The following is a 21,956-nucleotide window of genomic DNA, read 5'->3' on the forward strand; positions in this document are numbered from 1 at the left end:
ATTTTATGCAGTATAACGGAAAACAATCATGTTACAGGTATATCTTGTTCGCCACGGAGAAACAGAATGGAACGTGGCACGACGTATTCAGGGGCAGTCTGACAGTATCTTGACATCAGCAGGCGAGCATCAGGCTTGTCTGGTCGCGGATCGTGTAAAAAGTTTGGGGATTACCCATATTTTTACCAGTGACTTGGGGCGCACTCGTCGCACCACTGACATTATCGCTCAAGCCTGTGGATGCAGTCAGATCCTGATGGAGCCGGGTTTACGTGAGTTGGACATGGGGATCCTGGAGGGGCGCTTGATCGACTCGCTGAGCAGTGAAGAGGAAAGCTGGCGTAAACAACTGGTGAATGGTACACCGGATGGCCGCATTCCGCAGGGTGAGTCAATGGCTGAGCTGGCACTTCGTGTACATCGGGTACTGGATAAATGTCTGTCATTGCCGGATGGAAGCCGTCCATTGTTTGTGAGTCACGGTATTGCGCTAGGATGCCTGATCAGTACTTTGCTGGGGCTTCCCGCCTGGGCAGAGCGCCGCCTGCGTCTGCGTAACTGTTCGTTGTCCCGTATTGACTACCAGCGGAGTCTGTGGCTGGCATCAGGTTGGGTTGTGGAAACTGCCGGAGACGTTTCTCATCTTGACGCCCCGGCTCTGGATGAATTGCAACGTTAACTCCGTATTGGAATTAAATATTCACAACGAATGGTTTTAGTGATTTCAGGTGAATGTTCATCCTGATTTTCCTGAGGATGGAATCGCTCAACGTCAAATCCCTGGCGACGTATCAGCTTATAGGTCGGCAAGCAGGTGTCATACAGGGTAACAATAAAGTCCTGCAAATCGTCTTTCGGCCCTTCATAGACGAACAGTGAATAGTCTCCGCCTGGCAGTAGAATTGGAGTTCCAGGATGAATCCCTTCAGGCACGTGCTGTGGCTCCAGTGCCGTAGTATAAAGCACTTCATGTTCATCATCTTTATCTTTACTTGGTTGAGAGTGATGTAATCCATACAGTATTGGTGGAATGGGTTTTATATCACCAAGATACTGACGCCAGAAATGAACGCGGGTTTCAGTACGGAAGTTACACATCTGTTCCAAACTACAGTTACAATTTTGCGTTACCCCTACCAAGTGGGTTTCAGGCATAGTGATAAACTGTGGCTGCGGCATGGTAAACGGACCTAACCGAAGCGGTGGGTGGATACCAAAAGTATCCCAGTCATCAGCGTGCCGATAAGATGCTGGCGTTTGTGCAAACTGTTTTTTGAAGGCTCGGGTAAAAGTCTGTTGCGAATCGAAACGATATTGCAGTGCGATATCCAAAATTGGGCGACTGGTCAGACACAGAGCAACTGCTGCTTTGGTGAGCCGACGAGCACGGATATATGAACCTATAGCATGGCCCGTTACATCCTTGAACATCCTCTGCAAATGCCATTTTGAGTAGCCTGCTTTTGCCGCTACATTATCCAGTGATAAAGGCTGGTCCAAATGACCTTCCAGCCAGTTAAGCAGGTCACGTATGATACTGGCTTGATCCATAGATCATCCTCATAGAACACTGAGTGCTAAACATATAAGACTTTGCATGATAGCAATTTTTTTCTTCAGGCACTGCCACAAGTTTTTTGTGGGTATCGAGTAGATTATTTGACTAACGCGCAATATTACAGAAATTTATCTAACATGATGCTTTTTAACCAGTAAAGGCAAATAATTTTTTGTTACTAAATAGAGAAACAGGATGATGAATAAAACACAGTTTTTTAGTCTCGGGTTGCTGATGATAAGCGCTACATCAGTTTATGCTGAACAAATTGGTTCGGTAGATACGGCTTTTAAGCTGTTGGGCCCAGATCATAAGATCATCGTCGAGGCGTTTGATGATCCTGGCGTCGATAACGTAACCTGCTATCTCAGCCGGGCCAAAACCGGCGGTATTAAAGGCGGGTTAGGGTTGGCGGAAGATACTTCTGACGCAGCTATTTCCTGCCAACAGGTGGGACCGATTACGTTGAGCGATAAGATTATTAACAGTAAAGGTAGTGTGGTATTTCAGCAACGTACTTCGCTAATTTTTAAAAAACTGCAAGTGGTACGGTTTTACGATCAGAAGCGTAACGCATTAGTCTATTTGACCTACTCTGATCGTCTGGTAGACGGTTCGCCGAAAAACGCGTTGAGTGCAGTGCCGATTGTGGCGTGGGGTAAAACACAATAGTGGGCAGCGTAAGATAATACGGGCCGGAGATAAGACTCCGGCCCATAGTATTAATCTTCCAGATCACCGCAGAAACGGTAACCCTCACCATGAATAGTCGCGATGATTTCTGGTGTATCGGCGGTAGATTCAAAGTGTTTGCGGATACGCCGGATGGTGACATCGACTGTACGGTCATGTGGTTTTAACTCACGTCCCGTCATCTTTTTCAGCAGTTCGGCTCGAGACTGAATTTTGCCCGGATTTTCACAAAAGTGAAGCATGGCTCGAAATTCACTGCGTGGCAGTTTGTACTGTTCACCCGCCGGGCTGACCAGAGAACGACTGTTGATATCCAGTTCCCAGCCATTGAAGCGGTAGCTTTCCACCAAACGACGTTCTTCTGCTCCTCCACCCAAATTCATGGTGCGAGATAACAGATTGCGTGCGCGGATAGTCAATTCACGTGGGTTGAATGGTTTGGTGATGTAATCGTCAGCGCCGATTTCCAAGCCCAGGATCTTGTCAACTTCATTGTCCCGGCCTGTGAGGAACATCAAGGCCACACTGGCCTGTTCACGCAATTCACGCGCCAGCAATAAGCCATTCTTACCCGGCAGATTGATATCCATGATCACCAGGTTTATGTCGTTTTCAGACAGAATATGGTGCATTTCAGCGCCGTCAGTGGCTTCGTGAACAATGTATCCTTCGGCCTCAAAAATACTTTTGAGGGTATTACGAGTTACCAACTCGTCTTCGACAATAAGAATGTGCGGGGTCTGCATGTTTGCTACCTAAAATTGCCAACTAAATATAGAGATTCGGGAGTACAGAAGTCTTTGTTTTATCGAGTGATTCAGGAACAATATTCACTGCATCACTTGCCATTTGACTCAAGTACGTAAATACGTTTCGATGTACTTTTTCATCTGCAAGGTTATCGGCATGACAGATGAAGATGAGACTGTGCAACAGAACCTAAGGCGGCGCTCAGTTTAACCTTATTAACAGCAACATAACAGTGAGCGCTTATTTCGTCTGCTGGCAAATCTACGGTTCTGTTGACATATATCAAATTTGATTGTAGCACGTTAACTATTTTGTGAAAAATACTTACAAGATTGTCAGCCTAAGTCACAATTTAGCGTTTTTCTACACGATTCAGCATAGTAAATACTAATAGTAGTATTAGTGGTATGAGAAAATAACAGTTTGAGTTTACTGTTTTGATAAAAAAGGATTTATTCTTGTTTCTTGAAATATTTGCCTCCTTTGGCATTTTTACGATGAAAGTCAATTTCATTTTTGTCCGTTGTTTTATTTGAACTTGTTGTTTCCTTGTTAATTATTACCCGGTTTATGCTTGCAGTTTTATCGAATAATCGGTATGACGGCGATCTTGGCATTGGAGATGGGAGGTTGTGTGCGGTTTTATATCATTTTGGTAGCGCCAGCCCGGGCAGAAAACGTGGGAGCGGCTGCAAGAGCGATGAAAACAATGGGATTCAGTCGTTTGCGTATAGTCGATAGTACCGTTCATCTGGAACCTGCAGCCCGTTGGGTAGCTCATGGGTCAGGCGATATTCTGGATGGTGTCGAAACGTTTACTACCTTGTCTGAGGCGTTGACCGATATTGATTTCAGCATAGCGACCACAGCCCGTAGCCGAGCGCGTTTCCATTATTACTGCACACCGACGGAATTGCTGGACATTGTGGATGAAAAGCAGCACTGGGTTCATTCTGCCGCATTGGTTTTTGGACGTGAAGATTCGGGATTGACCAATGATGAACTGGCGTTGGTAGATCTGTTAACTGGTGTACCTATGCAGGCGGATTACCCATCATTAAATCTTGGTCAGGCGGTCATGGTCTACTGTTATCAACTTGCTTCATTGATGCAGGTTTGCTCTGAAAGCGCTGCTCCTGCTCAGCCGGGGCAATTACTGGCGTTGCGGCAACGTATTGACGGATTACTGATGGTCGTTGACGCAGTGCAGGATGAGAAGCTGCGTGACTGGCTATATCAGCGTCTGGGGTTACTGGCACAGCGTGACACAGCAATGCTCCATACCTTGTTGCATGATGTAGAAAAAGCATTATCAAAATAAGATAAAGCTAACTGAATATTTGATAAGTTAATATTCTTTTATATTCTGGTTTTAACAGTTTTAATTTTATTTTTTTTATTTTATTGGGGTATTATTCCGCTCGTGTCTGTATGGGTTTGGGATGGAACAGAAGAAATCCATTGACTTAGTAGTGTGATTGCCCTAACTAATAGGGCAGACAGAGTTTTTAACTGACGAGAAATTTACGCAATGCGTTATATCAGCCTGAGCACGATTATTATTACCACCACCGGTACGATTAGTAACGGTGCGGGCTGACGCGTAGAAAAGAATCAAAAAAAGCCCGCACCTTACAGTGCGGGCTTTTTTTTAGGCTGAAATTCAGGAGAACTGATAAAAATGCGAGTGTTGAAATTTGGCGGGACATCGGTGGCAAATGCGGAGCGTTTCATGCGTGTTGCCGACATTATTGAAAGCAATGCACGTCAAGGACAGGTTGCTACCGTACTGTCAGCACCGGCCAAAATAACCAATCATTTGGTTGCCATGATTGATAAAACCGTTGCCAGACAGGATATATTGCCGAATATCAGCGATGCAGAGTCTATTTTTTCCTCATTACTGCAAGGGCTGTCCCAGGCTCAACCGGGATTTCCGCATGACCGCCTGAAAGCCGCGGTGAATCAGGAGTTTGCTCAGCTCAAACAGATATTGCACGGTATCTCATTGCTGGGGCAGTGTCCGGATAGCGTGAATGCCTCGATTATCTGCCGCGGTGAGAAATTGTCGATTGCTATCATGGAGGGGGTGTTTCAGGCGCGCGGGTATCCGGTGTCAGTGATTAATCCTGTTGAGCAACTGCTGGCGCAAGGACACTATCTGGAATCCACCGTAGATATTGTTGAGTCCACCCGTCGTATCCAGGAGCAGGCGATCCCCCAGGATCATATTATTCTGATGGCAGGCTTCACGGCTGGTAATGACAAAGGTGAGCTGGTGGTGCTGGGTCGCAATGGCTCCGACTACTCAGCCGCAGTGTTGGCAGCTTGTTTGCGTGCCGATTGCTGTGAGATCTGGACGGATGTGGACGGCGTATATACCTGTGACCCGCGTCAGGTGCCAGATGCGCGGTTGCTGAAGTCAATGTCCTACCAGGAAGCGATGGAGCTCTCCTATTTCGGTGCCAAAGTCCTTCATCCCCGAACTATCATTCCTATTGCCCAGTTCCAGATTCCTTGTCTTATTAAAAATACAGAGAATCCTCAGGCACCAGGTACGTTGATTGGGATGGAAAGCACTGACACACAGTACCCAGTTAAAGGCATCACCAATCTGAATAATATGGCCATGATCAACGTTTCCGGCCCGGGTATGAAAGGAATGGTGGGAATGGCAGCCCGTGTTTTTGCTGCAATGTCTCGGGCGGGTATCTCCGTCGTGCTGATTACCCAGTCTTCATCAGAATACAGTATCAGCTTCTGTGTTTCGCAAAACGAGCTATCTCGGGCGTGTAAAACGCTGGAAGATGAATTCTATCTGGAATTAAAAGAGGGCGTGCTGGAGCCGTTAGGTGTGGTACAGCGGCTGGCGATCATTTCTGTAGTGGGTGATGGTATGCGTACACTGCGGGGGTTGTCTGCTCGTCTGTTCACTGCACTGGCTAGCGCCAATATCAATATTATTGCCATCGCTCAGGGCTCTTCAGAACGTTCCATTTCTGTGGTGGTGAATAATGATGTCGCAACCACAGGTGTGCGTGTGGCGCATCAGATGTTGTTCAATACTGATCAAATGATCGACGTATTTGTCATCGGGGTAGGCGGTGTAGGCGGCGCGCTGTTGGAGCAGATCCACCGTCAGCAGTCGTGGCTGAAACAGAAACACATCGATCTGCGTGTTTGTGGTATTGCCAATTCCAAAGCGTTGCTGACTGATGTCAATGGTATTTCCATGGATTCCTGGCGTGATGATTTGGACAAAGCCCGTGAGCCTTTCAATCTGGGGACGTTGATTCGACTGGTGAAGGAGTACCATCTGTTGAATCCGGTGATTGTTGACTGCACATCCAGTCAGGCAGTTGCTGACCAGTATGCTGACTTCCTTGCCGATGGTTTTCACGTCGTGACGCCAAACAAGAAAGCCAACACCGGTTCTTTGCATTATTACCATAAACTGCGTAGTGCGGCCGCCCAGTCTCGCCGTAAATTCCTTTATGATACTAATGTCGGTGCGGGTTTACCGGTCATTGAAAACCTACAAAATCTGTTAAATGCGGGGGATGAACTGACCCGGTTTAACGGCATTCTTTCTGGGTCCCTGTCCTTTATTTTCGGTAAGCTGGATGAAGGCATGTCATTATCTGCAGCAACACGGCAAGCGAAAGAGAAAGGGTATACCGAACCGGATCCTCGTGATGATCTCTCCGGTATGGATGTCGCTCGTAAACTGCTGATTCTGGCTCGTGAAGCTGGTTATGAACTGGAACTGAGCGATATTGAGGTTGAATCGGTGCTGCCTGACAGTTTTGACGCTTCAGGCGATGTGGCAAGTTTTCTGGCTCGTCTGCCTGAAGTGGATAGCGCGTTTGCCCACCGTGTTGAACAGGCTCGCGCAGAAGAAAAAGTGTTACGTTATGTCGGTATGATTGAAGACGGGAAATGTAAGGTAAAAATCAGTGCTGTTGGTGGCAATGATCCGTTGTTCAAGGTGAAAGACGGTGAGAATGCGCTGGCATTCTACAGTCGTTATTATCAGCCGCTGCCTTTGGTTTTGCGCGGATACGGAGCAGGAAATGATGTGACTGCGGCCGGGGTCTTTGCTGACCTGTTGCGTACGCTGTCATGGAAGGTGGGAGTTTAATTATGGTTAGGGTTTATGCCCCGGCATCCATTGGTAATGTGAGTGTTGGATTTGATGTGCTCGGTGCGGCGGTTTCTCCAGTTGACGGCGCGCTACTGGGTGATTGTGTATCGGTAAAGGCGGCTGACCAGTTCAGCCTGCAGAATGAGGGCCGATTTGTCAGTAAATTGCCTGACGACCCGAAACAGAACATTGTCTATCAGTGTTGGGAACGTTTCTGCCAGGAGATTGGTGAGACGATCCCGGTAGCCATGCGGTTGGAGAAAAACATGCCGATTGGCTCCGGGCTTGGCTCCAGCGCTTGTTCTGTCGTGGCTGGTTTGATGGCAATGAATGAATTCTGTGATAAGCCGTTGGATGATACCCGGCTGCTGACGTTGATGGGGGAGCTGGAAGGTCGTATTTCCGGTAGCGTCCATTATGACAATGTCGCTCCCTGTTTTTTGGGAGGCATCCAACTGATGATTGGAGAAAACGACATCATCAGCCAGCCGGTACCGGGATTTGACGATTGGTTATGGGTGATGGCCTATCCGGGGATTAAAGTTTCTACCGCAGAGGCGCGAGCCATTCTACCGGCACAATACCGTCGCCAGGACTGCATCAGCCACGGCCGTTATCTGGCAGGATTTATCCATGCCTGCCATACCGGTCAGGCTGCATTGGCGGCTAAACTGATGAAAGATGTCATTGCGGAACCTTATCGCACGCAGCTGTTGCCCGGCTTTGCCGAGGCTCGTCATGCCGCACAGGATATCGGTGCACTGGCTTGTGGTATTTCAGGTTCGGGGCCGACGCTGTTCTCGGTGTGCAATGATATGAGCGTGGCCCAGCGTCTGGCTGATTGGCTGCGGATTAATTATCTGCAAAATGAAGAAGGTTTTGTTCATATTTGCCGTCTGGATACGACAGGCGCGCGACAATTGGGATAACGCATGAAACTGTACAATCTGAAAGATCACAATGAACAGGTAGATTTTGCTCAGGCGATCAAGCAAGGGCTGGGTAGTCAGCAAGGGCTATTTTTTCCACTGGAACTACCGGAATTTAACCTGACAGAGATTGATAATCTGCTGTCTCAGGACTTTGTTACTCGCAGCAGTCGTATCCTGTCCGCTTTCATTGGCGATGAAATGCCTGATGAAACCATTTACCAACGGGTTAAAGCCGCATTCTGTTTTCCTGCGCCCGTGGTTTCGGTGAGTGAAGATATTGCGGCGTTGGAGCTGTTCCATGGTCCGACGCTGGCGTTTAAGGATTTTGGTGGTCGCTTTATGGCGCAAATGCTGACAGAAGTCGCAGGTGATCAGCAAATTACCATTCTGACAGCCACATCCGGCGATACCGGCGCGGCGGTAGCCCATGCGTTTTACGGACTGAAAAATGTGCGTGTGGTGATCCTCTATCCGCGCGGCAAAATCAGCCCGTTGCAGGAAAAACTATTCTGCACGTTAGGGGGAAACATTCACACCATCGCCGTCGATAGTGATTTTGATGCCTGTCAGGCATTGGTGAAGCAAGCATTTGATGATGAAGAGCTGAAACAAACTGTCGGGCTGAATTCTGCAAATTCTATCAATATCAGTCGATTGTTAGCACAAATCTGTTACTACTTTGAGGCGGTGGCACAACTGCCACAGGCATTACGTAATCAACTGGTTATCTCAGTCCCCAGTGGAAACTTTGGTGATTTGACGGCAGGATTGCTGGCGAAATCTCTTGGGTTACCAGTGAAGCGCTTTATTGCTGCTACCAATGTCAACGATACCGTGCCGCGTTTCCTGGAAAACGGCGCATGGCAACCGAATCAGACGGTAGCGACCTTATCCAATGCCATGGATGTCAGTCAGCCTAACAACTGGTCGCGTGTGGAAGAATTGTTCCGCCGTAAAGCCTGGAAACTCAACGAACTGGGTTTCGGTGCCGTGAGTGACGAAACCACCAAAGCGACCATGCTTGAGCTGGAAGCATTGGGTTATACCTCTGAGCCACATGCGGCGATTGCTTACCGTTTGCTGCGCGATCAGCTTCAGCCCGGCGAGTTTGGTCTGTTCCTGGGAACGGCGCATCCGGCGAAATTCAAGGAAAGCGTAGAAGCGATTCTGGGGAAAACGCTGGAATTGCCGCAGGCACTGGCCGAAAGAGCCGAACTGCCGCTGCTCTCTCATCATTTTGCGCCTGAGTTTGCTGCGTTGCGTAAATTCTTGATGGAACTGCCACGTTAAGTAAAGGATGAGTTCAAAAAGGGTGACGTCATGTCACCTTTTTTGTCCGATGTTATTGGTTGTTATCCGTTGTCACTCAGTGTTCGTGCCGTTTAAAAACCAACTCATCGGCAGAGGATGCACTGGCTTCAAAGTAATAACCCTCCAGGTTGAAATCTTTCAACTGTTCTGGTTGAGACAGCTGATTCTGGATAATAAAACGGCTCATCAGGCCACGGGCTTTCTTGGCATAGAAACTGATGACTTTAAATTTGCCATTCTTTTCATCCAGAAAGACAGGTTTGATTAAGCGCGCGTTTAGTTTGTGCGGTTTTACCGACTTGAAATACTCATCAGAAGCCAGATTGATCAGGATATTGTCTCCCTGTTCGCTCAGCGCCTGATTCAGCTTTTCGGTGATGATATCCCCCCAAAACTGATAGAGATTGTTTCCAGCGCGGTTAGTGAGTTTTATTCCCATCTCCAGCCGGTAAGGCTGCATTAAATCCAGTGGGCGCAAAACACCATACAGCCCGGACAATATCCGTAAATGTTGTTGGGCAAAATCGAAATCCGTATCGCTAAAACTTTCCGCATTCATCCCGGTATATACATCGCCTTTAAATGCCAACAGTGCCTGTCGGGCATTTTCCGGCGTAAAGTCTGGATGCCAGTCATTAAAGCGCCCGGCATTTAGTCCGGCCAGTTTATCGCTAATCCCCATCAAGGAAGCAATGTCCGCTGGGGTAAGCTGTCTGCAATATTCAATTAGTTGCCGCGAATAATCGAGCAATGCTGGCTGGGTATAACGCTCGGTTGGCAGAGCGCTGGTGTAGTCCAGTGTTTTTGCAGGGGAAATAGTAATTAGCATTGGCGTATCCCATTCAGTTCTAATGGCTCTACTGTAGCAAAAACCCGGAAAGAAAGGGGCAATGGTTCTGAGAGGGTAAGGTAATCAGCGATAACACTGCCGATATTCAGCGCACCAGTCCCTGTACAGCCTGACTCGATTATTGCAATATCTGTTATAGTGTAATTATCTTTATGATTTATAAGTATAAATAACCAGTTAAAATGCAGGTATGATTTTAAAGGGGCAACTTGCACCGGTTTTCGCGCGTGTTATTATCAGGCTCTGGCAGTAGCACTTTGCCACCAGTTCATGCACTAACAATGAGAAAGGCCAACATGACGGATAAACTGACTTCCCTACGCCAACTAACAACGGTCGTGGCTGATACTGGCGATATCGCGGCAATGAAGCTGTACCAGCCGCAGGATGCCACTACCAACCCTTCCCTGATTCTGAATGCCGCACAAATCCCTGAATATCGCAAATTGATTGATAATGCTATTGACTGGGCGCGAGTACAAAGTAGCAAACGCGAGCAGCAACTTACTGATGCCACTGACAAGCTGGCGGTTAATATCGGTCTGGAAATTTTGAAGCTGATTCCAGGACGAATTTCCACCGAGGTGGATGCTCGTCTGTCTTATGACACCGAAGCCAGCGTCGCCAAGGCGAAGCATCTGATCAAACTGTATAACGATGCAGGTATCAGCAATGATCGCATCCTGATCAAGCTGGCCGCTACCTGGCAGGGCATTCGTGCTGCCGAACAACTAGAGAAGGAAGGAATCAACTGTAACCTGACTCTACTGTTCTCTTTCGCTCAGGCTCGTGCTTGTGCCGAAGCCGGCGTATTCCTGATTTCCCCGTTTGTTGGACGTATTCTGGATTGGTACAAGGCCAATGGTGATAAAAAAGAATTTGCGCCACATGAAGATCCCGGTGTGGTTTCCGTCAGCGAAATTTATCAGTATTACAAATCACATGGTTATGAGACCGTGGTGATGGGCGCTAGCTTCCGTAATATTGGTGAAATTACCGAGCTGGCTGGTTGTGATCGTCTGACCATCGCGCCTGCGTTACTGAAGGAACTGGCGGAAAGCCAGGGCGAAGTTGCTCGTAAACTATCCTATACAGGGGAAGTGAAAGCCCGCCCCGCCAGAATGAGCGAGTCTGCGTTTTACTGGCAGCATAATCAGGATCCTATGGCCGTTGATAAATTGGCCGAAGGTATTCGCAAATTTGCGATAGACCAGGAAAAACTGGAAAAAATGATCACAGATCTATTGTAAAAATAGGCGTGTCAACAAACAGCCGGCCCGGCCTGGGTCGGTTGTATTTTCAATACCATTCTGCATCATCAAGTATCTTAATAACCTTTCCAACAACAGTTCGACTTAACTGATATCTGCCGCCATGACAATTGATGACCAGCCTTTCCGTCCTGAAAGTGGTTATTTCTTGCAGTTAACGCATAATCCTGCTGATAAAATGAGGTTTTTGCTCAAGAGGAGATGTTTATGGATATGCTGCGTGTTGGTTTGGTGTCGGTTTCTGACAGAGCATCCACTGGTGTCTATCAAGATAAAGGGATACCTGCTTTACAGGAATGGCTGACGGACGCCCTGACAACCGCGTTTGAAGTGGAAACCCGTTTGGTTCCGGACGAGCAATCGCTGATTGAACAAGTCTTATGTGAATTGGTGGATGAGTGTGGGTGCCATCTGGTGCTGACCACCGGAGGAACCGGGCCTGCCCGACGTGATGTGACTCCCGATGCCACATTGGCTGTTGCCGATCGTGAAATGCCTGGGTTTGGTGAGCAAATGCGTCAAATAAGCTTGCGGTTTGTACCGACAGCCATCTTGTCCCGTCAGGTGGGGGTAATCCGTAAACAGGCATTAATACTGAATTTGCCGGGACAGCCGAAATCGATTCGTGAAACCCTGACCGGCCTGAAAGATGAAACCGGTCGCGTGGTTGTCGCAGGAATTTTTGCCAGTATTCCCTACTGCATACAATTATTGGAAGGTCCATATATCGACACTGATCCCAATGTCGTAGCAGCTTTCCGTCCTAAAAATGCTATTCGTGAAATAAAAAACTGAAGTTAGAGAATTTCAAACATAAGATTCAGCTTTGCTGGTGTATCAAATTTTTGCCGGTATAGTAATTTCTTGTTTACACTTGTGTCTGTTTTTTATCTCTGACTCTCTGGTATCGCGCGGTAATTTATGCACTACGAACAGCATCGTCGGTTAAACCGGCAGGACTACAAAACCCTTTCTCTGGCTGCATTAGGCGGAGCCCTGGAGTTTTACGATTTCATCATTTTCGTCTTTTTTGCTGCCGTGATTGGTGACCTCTTTTTCCCGGCAGATATACCTGACTGGCTGCGTCAGGTTCAAACCTTTGGTATTTTTGCAGCAGGTTATCTGGCCAGACCGTTGGGTGGGATCATCATGGCGCACTTTGGCGATTTGGTCGGTCGTAAGAAGATGTTCAGTCTAAGTATCCTCCTGATGGCTCTGCCAACTCTGGGTATGGGGATGTTGCCGACTTATGTGTCAGCGGGGATTGCCGCGCCATTGCTATTGCTGCTAATGCGAGTATTGCAAGGGGCGGCGATTGGCGGCGAAGTGCCAGGGGCATGGGTATTTGTTTCCGAGCATGTTCCCCGTTCGCGTATCGGTATTGCCTGCGGCATACTGACTGCGGGACTGACGCTTGGCATCTTGCTAGGGTCGTTGATTGCGACAGTACTGAACACCGTGATGTCACCGACACAAATCATCATGGGGGGTTGGCGCATTCCTTTCTTCATTGGTGGGATCTTTGGTCTGGTGGCAATGTATTTACGCCGTTGGCTACAAGAAACGCCCATTTTCATGGAAATGCAGGCACACAAACAGCTAGCTGACGAATTGCCGTTAAAATCCGTAGTGGTCAATCACAGGAAGGCAGTCGTAGTTTCCATGCTGTTAACTTGGATGTTATCTGCGGGAATCGTTGTGGTGATTCTGATGTCCCCTACCTATCTGCAGAAGTTGCATGGCATAGCTCCCGCGCTGGCGTTGCAGGCAAATAGCCTAGCAACCATCGCTCTGGCATTAGGGTGTATTACGGCCGGATTGACTATTGATCGTCTCGGTGCCAGTAGGACATTTATTATCGGTAGCCTGTTACTGGCGGTCTGTAGCTGGTTTTTTTACACGAGTGCGGCCAAAGACCATACCCTGTTATTTGTCAGTTATGCGCTGGCTGGATTCAGCGTTGGTATTGTTGGTGCGGTTCCCTATGTGATGGTCAAAGCATTCCCGGCGGAGGTGCGTTTCTCCGGGATTTCGTTCTCCTATAACGTGGCTTACGCTATTTTTGGTGGATTAACCCCTATTTTCGTAACCTTGATTATGAAATTGACGCCGCTGGCTCCTGCATTCTATGTACTGGCATTGTCGGGCGTAGGAGTATTGCTGGGCATTTATTTGCGACATGATATCCGCAGTGAGGATGAGAGTATTGTCGAGAGCCTGGATAACGTAAGTTCGCCTGCCAGTATTTGACCTGTATATGTAAAAAAACAGGCCCGGTAACCGGACCTGTTTTTTTCTTTGTCAGAATATCTGTCAGTGTGTACCGGAAGCGGGGGCACCAATAGGCAGAATAGTCCGTCCCATTTGTTCGTTCACCACTTCAGCCATTGCGAGATAAATTGCACTGGCCCCACAGATAATCCCTTCGTAACCAGCAAAAATTATCAATCCATGGTTACCAGTAAAATTACCGATAGCCAACAGTGCGAATAGTAATGTCAGGCTGGCAAATACAAATTGTAATGCGCGATTGGCACACAGCGTGCCAAAAAACATAAACAGTGTGAAAACACCCCATAGACCAAGGAATACACCCAGGAATTTGGCATCACTGGTTTCTGCCAGACCCATTTTTGGCAGCATGATGATGGCAACCAGTGTTAGCCAAAATGCACCATAAGAAGTAAATGCAGTTACACCGAAAGTATTGCCTTTTTTATACTCCAACATACCAGCCAGGATCTGGGCGATACCGCCATAGAAGATTCCTGTGCTTAAAATAATGGCAGATAGCGAGAAAAAGCCTGCGTTATGCAGGTTTAATAAAACCGTGGTCATCCCAAAACCCATCAGTCCTAACGGACCAGGATTTGCCAGTGTATTTGTATGCATAAATCCTCTTCAATAACAGATTGTCAAAGATGTTTTAACAGATTGTCAAAGGTGTTTTCCGAGGCGTTACCTTTCATTAACATATCTGGTTTGTTCTCTTTTTTTTGTGAGCGCGGCATCATAACGGGAGGGGTGAAGTCGTACAACATCACGAATTGAGAATAATTTGATAGAAAGAAGGAAAAGACCACTTTTTTTTCATCGTTGACCCTTGATGCGTGATTTGTTGTCCCCATCTTAACTTCATCCAAAACGGTTTGACCGATTAAGAAGACTATACCGGGTGGTTGAAAAACAGAATTTCGCCCGCATAGTTAGGTTGAACTACCACACCGAATATGACTTTTTAGTGGAGATGTTTAGATGGGTAAGATAATTGGTATCGACTTGGGTACAACCAACTCTTGTGTAGCGATTATGGATGGTACGCAGGTTAAAGTACTGGAAAACAGCGAAGGTGATCGTACTACCCCTTCAATCATTGCTTATACGCAAGACGGTGAAACTCTGGTTGGCCAACCGGCTAAACGTCAGGCGGTGACTAACCCGAAAAATACGCTGTTTGCGATTAAGCGTCTGATTGGTCGTCGTTTTAAAGATGAAGAAGTTCAGCGTGACACCAATATCATGCCGTACAAAATTATTGCGTCAGATAACGGTGACGCCTGGCTGGAAGTGAAAGACCAGAAAATGGCTCCGCCGCAGATTTCAGCTGAAGTGCTGAAGAAAATGAAAAAAACGGCAGAAGACTACCTGGGGGAAGCTGTCACCGAAGCGGTAATTACCGTTCCGGCATACTTTAACGATGCTCAGCGTCAGGCAACCAAAGATGCTGGTCGTATCGCTGGTCTGGAAGTAAAACGTATCATCAATGAACCAACGGCGGCAGCACTGGCTTATGGCCTGGATAAAGAGGTTGGTAACCGTACTATCGCGGTTTACGATCTAGGCGGTGGTACCTTCGATATTTCCATCATTGAAATCGATGATGTCGACGGTGAAAAAACGTTTGAAGTGTTGGCGACCAATGGTGATACCCATCTGGGTGGTGAAGACTTCGATAGCCTTATGATTAATTATCTGGTCGATGAGTTCAAAAAAGATCAGGGCTTTGACCTGCGTAATGATCCACTGGCCATGCAGCGTCTGAAAGAAGCAGCAGAAAAAGCGAAAATTGAGCTGTCTTCTGCTCAGCAGACCGATGTTAATCTGCCGTACATTACGGCGGATGCCTCTGGTCCTAAACATCTGAATATTAAAGTAACCCGCGCCAAGTTGGAATCACTGGTCGAGAATTTGGTTACCCGAACCCTGGAACCATTGAAAGTGGCATTGCAGGATGCTGGATTGTCAGTTTCTGACATTCAGGATGTGATCCTGGTTGGTGGCCAAACCCGTATGCCGATGGTTCAGAAGAAAGTGGCTGATTTCTTCGGTAAAGAACCGCGTAAAGATGTTAACCCTGACGAAGCGGTAGCGATTGGTGCTGCGGTTCAGGGCGGCGTTCTGGCTGGTGATGTGAAAGACGTGTTGCTGCTGGATGTTTCGCCATTGTCTCTGGGGATCGAAACAATGGGTGGTGTGATGACGGCGCTGATTGCGAAGAACACGACTATCCCGACCAAACACAGTCAAGTGTTCTCAACGGCAGAAGACAATCAGTCCGCAGTGACTATCCATGTGCTGCAAGGGGAACGTAAGCGCGCTCAGGATAACAAGTCGCTGGGCCAATTTAATCTGGATGGTATTCAGCCATCTCCGCGTGGTATACCGCAGATTGAAGTCACTTTTGACATTGATGCTGATGGTATCCTGCACGTTTCGGCAAAAGACAAGAACAGCGGTCGTGAGCAGAAGATCACGATTAAAGCCTCTTCTGGCTTGAACGAAGAAGAGATCCAGAGCATGGTACGCGATGCAGAAGCCAATGCTGAATCAGATCGCAAGTTCGAAGAATTGGTACAGGCGCGCAATCAGGGTGACCATCTGCTGCACAGTACCCGTAAACAGCTGGAAGAGTCTGGTGATAAACTGGCTGATAGTGATAAGACGGCGATTGATGACGCTCTGAAGGCATTGGAAGGTGCCTTGAAATCTGAAGACAAGGCTGATATTGAAGCGAAGATTCAATCACTGGCTGAGGCGTCCACCAAACTGTTGGAAGCGGCGCAGCAACAGCAGGCACAAGCTGGTGCTGACGCAAGTGCAAGTGCTGGTGACAATGCGGCTCATCAGGATGACGATGTTGTCGACGCTGAATTCGAAGAAGTAAAAGACAAGAAATAATCGCCCTTAAGCGGGCACGGTAGCGGTAACTCATACTGTTGCTGGCAACCAAGCACGGGCGTCGGGGAAACTCTACGCCCGTGCACGCATGTTGAGGGCAGGGCAAAAGAATGGCGAAGCAAGATTACTACGAGACGTTAGGTGTTTCCAACAGTGCCGATGAGCGTGAAATCAAGAAGGCTTATAAGCGTTTAGCGATGAAATATCATCCAGATCGCAATCCTGGTGATAAAGGCTCTGAAGCCAAGTTTAAAGAAGTCAAAGAAGCTTATGAAATTTTAACCGATGCGCAGAAACGCGCAGCTTATGACCAGTATGGCCATGCCGCGTTTGAGCAAGGTGGTATGGGCGGTGGCGGTTTCGGTGGTGGTAATGGCGCCGATTTCGGTGATATTTTTGGCGACGTTTTTGGCGATATCTTTGGTGGCAATCGTCGTCAGCGTGCAAGTCGTGGTGCCGATTTACGTTATAACATGGAATTGACGCTAGAAGAGGCTGTTCGTGGCGTCACCAAAGAAATCCGTATCCCCGCGTTGGAAGAGTGTGATGTTTGCCATGGCAGCGGTGCCAAACCCGGCAGTTCGCCAGTAACCTGTCCTACTTGTCATGGCAATGGTCAGGTTCAGATGCGTCAGGGCTTTTTCACGGTTCAGCAGACTTGTCCGCATTGTCATGGTCGTGGAAAAATCATTAAAGATCCCTGCGTGAAATGTCATGGTCACGGGCGTGTAGAGAAAAGCAAAACACTATCGGTTAAAATTCCGGCTGGGGTGGATACTGGTGACCGGATCCGACTTTCTGGTGAGGGTGAAGCAGGGGAGTTCGGCGCTCCAGCCGGAGATTTGTATGTTCAGGTACAGGTCCGGCAACACCCCATCTTCCAGCGTGAAGATAATAACCTATACTGTGAAGTGCCAATAAATTTTGCCATGGCGGCGTTGGGGGGCGAGATTGAAGTCCCTACACTGGATGGGCGTGTAAAACTAAAAGTGCCAGAAGAAACACAGACTGGCAAATTGTTCAGAATGCGTGGTAAAGGCGTTAAATCAGTACGTGGCGGAGCTCAGGGTGATTTATTGTGCCGTGTTGTGGTAGAAACCCCGGTTAAGCTGAATGAGCGTCAGAGACAACTGTTACAGGAATTGGACGAAAGTTTTGGTGGTCCATCTGGTGAACGGAACAGTCCGCGCTCCAAAAACTTTTTTGAGGGTGTGAAAAAGTTCTTTGATGATTTGACCCGTTAAATCGGTGTTGAATGAAACATAAAACCGGTTGGTGTAAGCCAGCCGGTTTTTTTATCTCTTCGTAAACGTTTTCCGGCATTCTATTTTCTGGAAAGAAGCATTGGTTTTCCCGAGTAATAGTTCAATTTAAAACTGCTTTTATCGATAGATGAAGTTACGTAACCTTGTACCTTCATACCAGACGCGATTATCCCTGTTTCTGCCGACCAAGAGAGAAGAATGACATGATTAATATACTTCGGCGTTTTACCAGCCTGGATGCCGCAGCAGGAGTGACTTTAATTGCGGCGACTTTACTGGCGTTGGTAATGGCCAATACGTCTTTCACTGTCGCCGCATATCAATATTTCCTTGAACTGCCGGTGGTTTTCAAACTGGGGGCGTTGGAGATTAATAAGTCACTATTGCTGTGGATCAATGATGGTCTGATGGCCATCTTTTTTCTGATGATAGGACTTGAGGTAAAGCGTGAATTGATCAGCGGGACACTGGCAAGTCGTAGTCAGGCGTTATTACCTGTAGCAGCGGCTATCGGTGGTATGGTGTTCCCTGCATTGATATTTCTACTGTTTAACGCCTATGACGACCAGACTCGCGCCGGATGGGCAATCCCAGCCGCGACAGACATTGCGTTTGCCGTGGGTATTCTGGTGCTATTGGGAAAGCGCGTACCACCTGGTTTAAAGGTATTTTTGCTGGCGCTGGCGATTATTGATGATCTGGGGGCAATCATCGTTATTGCTATTTTCTATACTCACCAGATCTATTGGCCCGCATTGGCGGGGGCGTTGCTAGCCGTGTTGGTATTGACATATATGAACCAGCAGAACGTACTGAAAACCTCGGCTTATCTGTTGGTCGGTATTGTACTTTGGGTCTGCATTCTGAAATCTGGCATACATGCTACGTTGGCTGGCGTTATTGTGGGTTTTTTCATTCCATTGCAGGCGTCTGATGGCAAACCATCACCAGCGACCTCCCTGGAGCATGGATTGGAGGTTTGGGTTTCTTTTCTGATTATTCCGTTGTTTGCTTTTGCCAATGCTGGTATCGGGCTGAAGGGTATTGAACTGGAGAATCTTTTTTCGCCACTGGTTGTAGGTATCTGTGCGGGATTATTACTTGGGAAACCGATTGGCATTTCCCTATGTAGCTGGCTAGTGATAAAGCTGGGATTCGCAAAGTTACCCGTAGGCGTCAATTTCCGCCAGGTCATGGCCGTTTCCATGCTGTGTGGTATCGGATTCACAATGTCGATTTTTATTACGTTGTTGGCATTTAGTGGCGGTGACTCAGCATTTATTCTGTACGCTAAGCTAGGTATTTTGCTGGCTTCATTAGTGGCCGCTGTACTGGGGTACATGACCTTGAGAAGCGCATTGTCGTCAGTTGATGATTGCAAAACAGAAGAAGAGTGATTGTTAGCATGACTCATATCAATTTTAACCATCTCTATTATTTTTGGCATGTTTGTAAAGCGGGCTCGGTGGCCGGTGCGGCCGGGGCACTGTTTTTAACACCGCAGACGATTACCGGACAGATTAAAACATTGGAGGCGCGTTTACAGGGCCGGTTGTTCAAGCGTAAAGGGCGCGGTCTTGAGCCTACCGAACTAGGGCAATTGGTGTTCCGCTATGCCGACAAGATGTTTGCGCTGAGTCAGGAAATGTTGGATATCGTTAACTATCGCAAGGAATCAAATCTGCTGTTTGATGTCGGCGTCGCTGACGCATTGTCGAAACGACTGGTCAGTCAGGTGTTGGAAACGGTGGTGACTGAACAGGATCATATTCATCTGCGTTGTTTTGAATCCACCCATGAAATGTTACTGGAACAGTTGAGTCAGCATAAACTGGACATGATTCTGTCGGATTGTCCCATTGATTCCAGTCAGCAGGAAGGGTTGTTTTCCCTCAAGCTGGGGGAGTGTGGTGTCAGCTTTTATTGTCGTCAGCCAAAACCAGAACTGCCATTTCCGGCCTGTCTGGAACAACGTCGGTTGTTGATCCCAGGACGGCGAACTATGCTGGGTCGTAAATTATTGAATTGGTTTAATGAAAATAATATTCGAACGGAAATTCTGGGGGAATTTGATGATGCGGCACTGATGACCGCATTTGGCGTACATCATGACGCTATTTTTGTTGCGCCTTCCCTGTATGCCCATGAGATTTATTTGCAGGCAGATATCGTCGAAATAGGCCGTATGGATAATGTGCAGGATGAATACTATGTCATTTTTGCGGAGCGTATGATTCAGCATCCCGCGGTGCAGCGTGTCTGTAACAAAGATTTTTCCGCATTATTTCAGGGGTGAACTTATACCGACCAAAAAATGTGCTCACAAAAAAACCGGCCTGAGCCGGTTTTCTTAGCAAGAATCACGAAAGTGTAATTATTGCATCGCGCCGATTTGAGCGGCCAGATTAGATTTATGACGTGCGGCTTTATTTTTGTGAATCAGTCCTTTGCTTGCCTGACGATCCACAATCGGTTGCATATCATTAAACGCTTTCTGTGCTGCTTCTTTATCGCCAGTAGCGATCGCCGCATATACTTTCTTGATGAAAGTACGCATCATGGAGCGACGGCTTGCGTTATGCTTGCGGCGCTTTTCAGACTGTACGGCGCGTTTCTTAGCTGATTTGATATTAGCCAAGGTCCAACTCCCAAATATATTCTATCGAGGACAATTCAAAGGCCGGGGAATATGCCCTTTTAGCCTTCTTTTGTCAATGGATTTGTGCAAATAAGCGCCGTTTGTACGTCAGCGCTTGTTACGTTGTGATGGCGCAGGATTTTAACAGCTTCACGGCAGGGAATACAGTCTTTCACATGATAAATTCGCTATGACAGATGGAATTCACGTTAACACGCTGATCTTTACTAAAAGCCTTTATTGCCGATGGTGTATTTCAGGTGTCATTGTAGCCCAATGTGGAACATGCTCAGGTTATCATCACATGAAATAAAGTGCGCAGATAACAAAAGGCGCGAATCGCGGGTTAACCTTACTCTCTGTACAAGGTATAATCCGCCGATTTCCACATTTTTGAGCCAGTTATGCAGCTAATCCGCGGTATACACAATCTCCAGGCACGCCATTATGGCTGTGTGCTTACTATTGGCAATTTTGATGGTGTCCACCGCGGGCACCAGATCCTGCTCGAACACCTTAAACAGGAAGGGCGGGCCCGTGGTTTACCGGTGATGGTGATGATCTTTGAACCTCAACCGCTGGAGCTGTTTGCGGGAGAAAAAGCCCCGGCCCGTCTAACACGCCTGCGGGACAAGGTCAATTATCTGGCTCAGGCCGGCATTGATTATCTGTTATGTGTGAAGTTTGATTCCCATTTCGCTGCCAATCATGCCCAAACTTTCATCTCCCGCCTGTTGGTTGAAAAACTGGGTGTGAAATTTCTGGTCGTAGGGGATGACTTCCGTTTCGGGGCTGGTCGCGAAGGCGATTTCCTGTTATTACAGAAAGCTGGCCTTGAACTGGGTTTTGACGTTATCAGCACCGCCACTTTTTGCCAGGGTGGCAGAAGAGTCAGTAGTACTGCCGTGCGTGAAGCACTTAGCCAGGACGATCTGGCCCTGGCAGAAGATCTACTGGGGCATCCTTACCGTATTTCCGGGCGCGTAGTACATGGCAATGAGCTGGGAAGAACTATTGGTTTTCCTACCGCTAATTTACCGTTAAAACGACAGGTATCGCCAATAAGCGGTGTCTATGCGGTGAGCGTTTATGGCCTGGGAGAAACGCCGCTACCCGGGGTTGCCAATATTGGCACGCGTCCCACGGTAACGGGAGACAAGCATCAGCAGTTGGAGGTACATCTGCTGGATGTTACGCTGGATCTGTATGGTCGACATATAGATGTAGTAATGCGTAAGAAATTGCGTAATGAACAGCGTTTTGCTTCGATTGATATTCTTAAGCAGCAAATCGCTAATGACGTGGTGGCGGCCCGTGAATTCTTCGGGCTAAAGACACCGGTTTAATTTTTCTAGCCGAAAACGAA

Annotated in this window: 20 protein-coding genes and 1 other annotated feature; of the genes, 15 read left to right on the forward strand and 5 right to left on the reverse strand. The window is 47.6% G+C overall.

Annotation, left to right across the window (positions count from 1 at the left end; all coding sequences use genetic code 11):
• Window positions 1-28 precede the first annotated feature (28 nt).
• Window positions 29-679, forward strand: coding sequence for a 2,3-diphosphoglycerate-dependent phosphoglycerate mutase GpmB (gpmB, locus tag RS889_RS03080; protein ID WP_315709245.1), 651 nt, complete (start codon window positions 29-31; stop codon window positions 677-679).
• Here the strand turns inward: gpmB and robA are convergent.
• Window positions 676-1,551, reverse strand: a complete 876-nt coding sequence (gene robA / locus RS889_RS03085; protein WP_290180626.1) for an MDR efflux pump AcrAB transcriptional activator RobA — start codon at window positions 1,549-1,551, stop codon at window positions 676-678. The genes gpmB and robA overlap by 4 nt on opposite strands.
• 205 nt (window positions 1,552-1,756) lie before the next feature.
• Here robA and creA point away from each other — a divergent pair, with 205 nt between their 5' ends.
• Entirely contained in the window at window positions 1,757-2,230 is a 474-nt protein-coding gene (gene creA, locus RS889_RS03090) for a protein CreA (protein WP_315710896.1), read from the forward strand.
• Window positions 2,231-2,280: 50 nt separating this feature from the next.
• On the opposite strand, the gene arcA is transcribed toward creA, so the two are convergent.
• A complete protein-coding gene (gene arcA / locus RS889_RS03095) occupies window positions 2,281-2,997 on the reverse strand; it encodes a two-component system response regulator ArcA (protein ID WP_021017205.1) in 717 nt (238 codons plus the stop codon).
• A 638-nt stretch (window positions 2,998-3,635) separates the two neighbouring features.
• On the opposite strand from arcA, the gene RS889_RS03100 reads away from it, so the two are divergent.
• The 5 genes from RS889_RS03100 to thrC all read left to right on the forward strand — a co-directional run bounded on the left by RS889_RS03100 (window position 3,636) and on the right by thrC (window position 9,367).
• Window positions 3,636-4,322: a tRNA/rRNA methyltransferase gene (locus tag RS889_RS03100; protein WP_315710897.1), complete on the forward strand. Its 687-nt coding sequence runs from the start codon at window positions 3,636-3,638 to the stop codon at window positions 4,320-4,322.
• A gap of 210 nt (window positions 4,323-4,532) precedes the next feature.
• Complete coding sequence (gene thrL, locus RS889_RS23735; protein ID WP_071790906.1) at window positions 4,533-4,601, forward strand: thr operon leader peptide; 69 nt, start codon at window positions 4,533-4,535, stop codon at window positions 4,599-4,601.
• Window positions 4,540-4,655 (forward strand) — a sequence feature (Thr leader region). (Overlaps the previous gene by 62 nt.)
• Window positions 4,656-4,682: 27 nt before the next feature.
• On the forward strand, window positions 4,683-7,142 hold the full coding sequence (gene thrA, locus RS889_RS03105) for a bifunctional aspartate kinase/homoserine dehydrogenase I (RefSeq protein WP_315709246.1): 2,460 nt from the start codon (window positions 4,683-4,685) through the stop codon (window positions 7,140-7,142).
• Window positions 7,143-7,144: 2 nt separating this feature from the next.
• Window positions 7,145-8,074: a homoserine kinase gene (gene thrB / locus RS889_RS03110; RefSeq protein WP_021017202.1), complete on the forward strand. Its 930-nt coding sequence runs from the start codon at window positions 7,145-7,147 to the stop codon at window positions 8,072-8,074.
• A 3-nt stretch (window positions 8,075-8,077) separates the two neighbouring features.
• Window positions 8,078-9,367, forward strand: a complete 1,290-nt coding sequence (gene thrC, locus RS889_RS03115) for a threonine synthase (protein ID WP_315709247.1) — start codon at window positions 8,078-8,080, stop codon at window positions 9,365-9,367.
• 76 nt (window positions 9,368-9,443) lie between these two features.
• On the opposite strand, the gene yaaA is transcribed toward thrC, so the two are convergent.
• A complete protein-coding gene (gene yaaA / locus RS889_RS03120) occupies window positions 9,444-10,217 on the reverse strand; it encodes a peroxide stress protein YaaA (RefSeq protein ID WP_315709248.1) in 774 nt (257 codons plus the stop codon).
• 317 nt (window positions 10,218-10,534) lie between these two features.
• Between yaaA and tal the strand changes: the two genes are divergently transcribed.
• The 3 genes from tal to RS889_RS03135 all read left to right on the forward strand — a co-directional run bounded on the left by tal (window position 10,535) and on the right by RS889_RS03135 (window position 13,759).
• Entirely contained in the window at window positions 10,535-11,488 is a 954-nt protein-coding gene (gene tal / locus RS889_RS03125) for a transaldolase (RefSeq protein ID WP_290180619.1), read from the forward strand.
• 228 nt (window positions 11,489-11,716) lie between these two features.
• The gene (gene mog, locus RS889_RS03130) at window positions 11,717-12,304 is read left to right on the forward strand and encodes a molybdopterin adenylyltransferase (protein WP_021017198.1); all 588 of its coding nucleotides are present in this window, start codon (window positions 11,717-11,719) and stop codon (window positions 12,302-12,304) included.
• A gap of 126 nt (window positions 12,305-12,430) precedes the next feature.
• Complete coding sequence (locus tag RS889_RS03135; RefSeq protein WP_315709249.1) at window positions 12,431-13,759, forward strand: MFS transporter; 1,329 nt, start codon at window positions 12,431-12,433, stop codon at window positions 13,757-13,759.
• Between the two features lie 63 nt (window positions 13,760-13,822).
• Here RS889_RS03135 and satP read toward each other — a convergent pair whose 3' ends face one another.
• Complete coding sequence (gene satP, locus RS889_RS03140; RefSeq protein ID WP_315709250.1) at window positions 13,823-14,401, reverse strand: acetate uptake transporter; 579 nt, start codon at window positions 14,399-14,401, stop codon at window positions 13,823-13,825.
• A gap of 363 nt (window positions 14,402-14,764) precedes the next feature.
• On the opposite strand from satP, the gene dnaK reads away from it, so the two are divergent.
• The 4 genes from dnaK to nhaR all read left to right on the forward strand — a co-directional run bounded on the left by dnaK (window position 14,765) and on the right by nhaR (window position 20,248).
• Window positions 14,765-16,687: a molecular chaperone DnaK gene (gene dnaK, locus RS889_RS03145; RefSeq protein ID WP_315709251.1), complete on the forward strand. Its 1,923-nt coding sequence runs from the start codon at window positions 14,765-14,767 to the stop codon at window positions 16,685-16,687.
• 110 nt (window positions 16,688-16,797) lie between these two features.
• Entirely contained in the window at window positions 16,798-17,931 is a 1,134-nt protein-coding gene (gene dnaJ / locus RS889_RS03150; RefSeq protein ID WP_021017192.1) for a molecular chaperone DnaJ, read from the forward strand.
• A gap of 224 nt (window positions 17,932-18,155) precedes the next feature.
• Entirely contained in the window at window positions 18,156-19,349 is a 1,194-nt protein-coding gene (nhaA, locus tag RS889_RS03155; protein WP_315709252.1) for a Na+/H+ antiporter NhaA, read from the forward strand.
• Between the two features lie 8 nt (window positions 19,350-19,357).
• Window positions 19,358-20,248: a transcriptional activator NhaR gene (gene nhaR, locus RS889_RS03160; protein WP_021017190.1), complete on the forward strand. Its 891-nt coding sequence runs from the start codon at window positions 19,358-19,360 to the stop codon at window positions 20,246-20,248.
• A gap of 78 nt (window positions 20,249-20,326) precedes the next feature.
• On the opposite strand, the gene rpsT is transcribed toward nhaR, so the two are convergent.
• On the reverse strand, window positions 20,327-20,590 hold the full coding sequence (gene rpsT, locus RS889_RS03165; RefSeq protein ID WP_290180611.1) for a 30S ribosomal protein S20: 264 nt from the start codon (window positions 20,588-20,590) through the stop codon (window positions 20,327-20,329).
• 404 nt (window positions 20,591-20,994) lie between these two features.
• Here rpsT and ribF point away from each other — a divergent pair, with 404 nt between their 5' ends.
• Window positions 20,995-21,936, forward strand: coding sequence for a bifunctional riboflavin kinase/FAD synthetase (gene ribF, locus RS889_RS03170; RefSeq protein ID WP_021017188.1), 942 nt, complete (start codon window positions 20,995-20,997; stop codon window positions 21,934-21,936).
• The last annotated feature ends 20 nt before the right edge of the window (window positions 21,937-21,956 follow it).

The sequence above is a fragment of the Brenneria uluponensis genome, from assembly GCF_032395385.1.
Lineage (GTDB): Bacteria > Pseudomonadota > Gammaproteobacteria > Enterobacterales > Enterobacteriaceae > Prodigiosinella > Prodigiosinella aquatilis.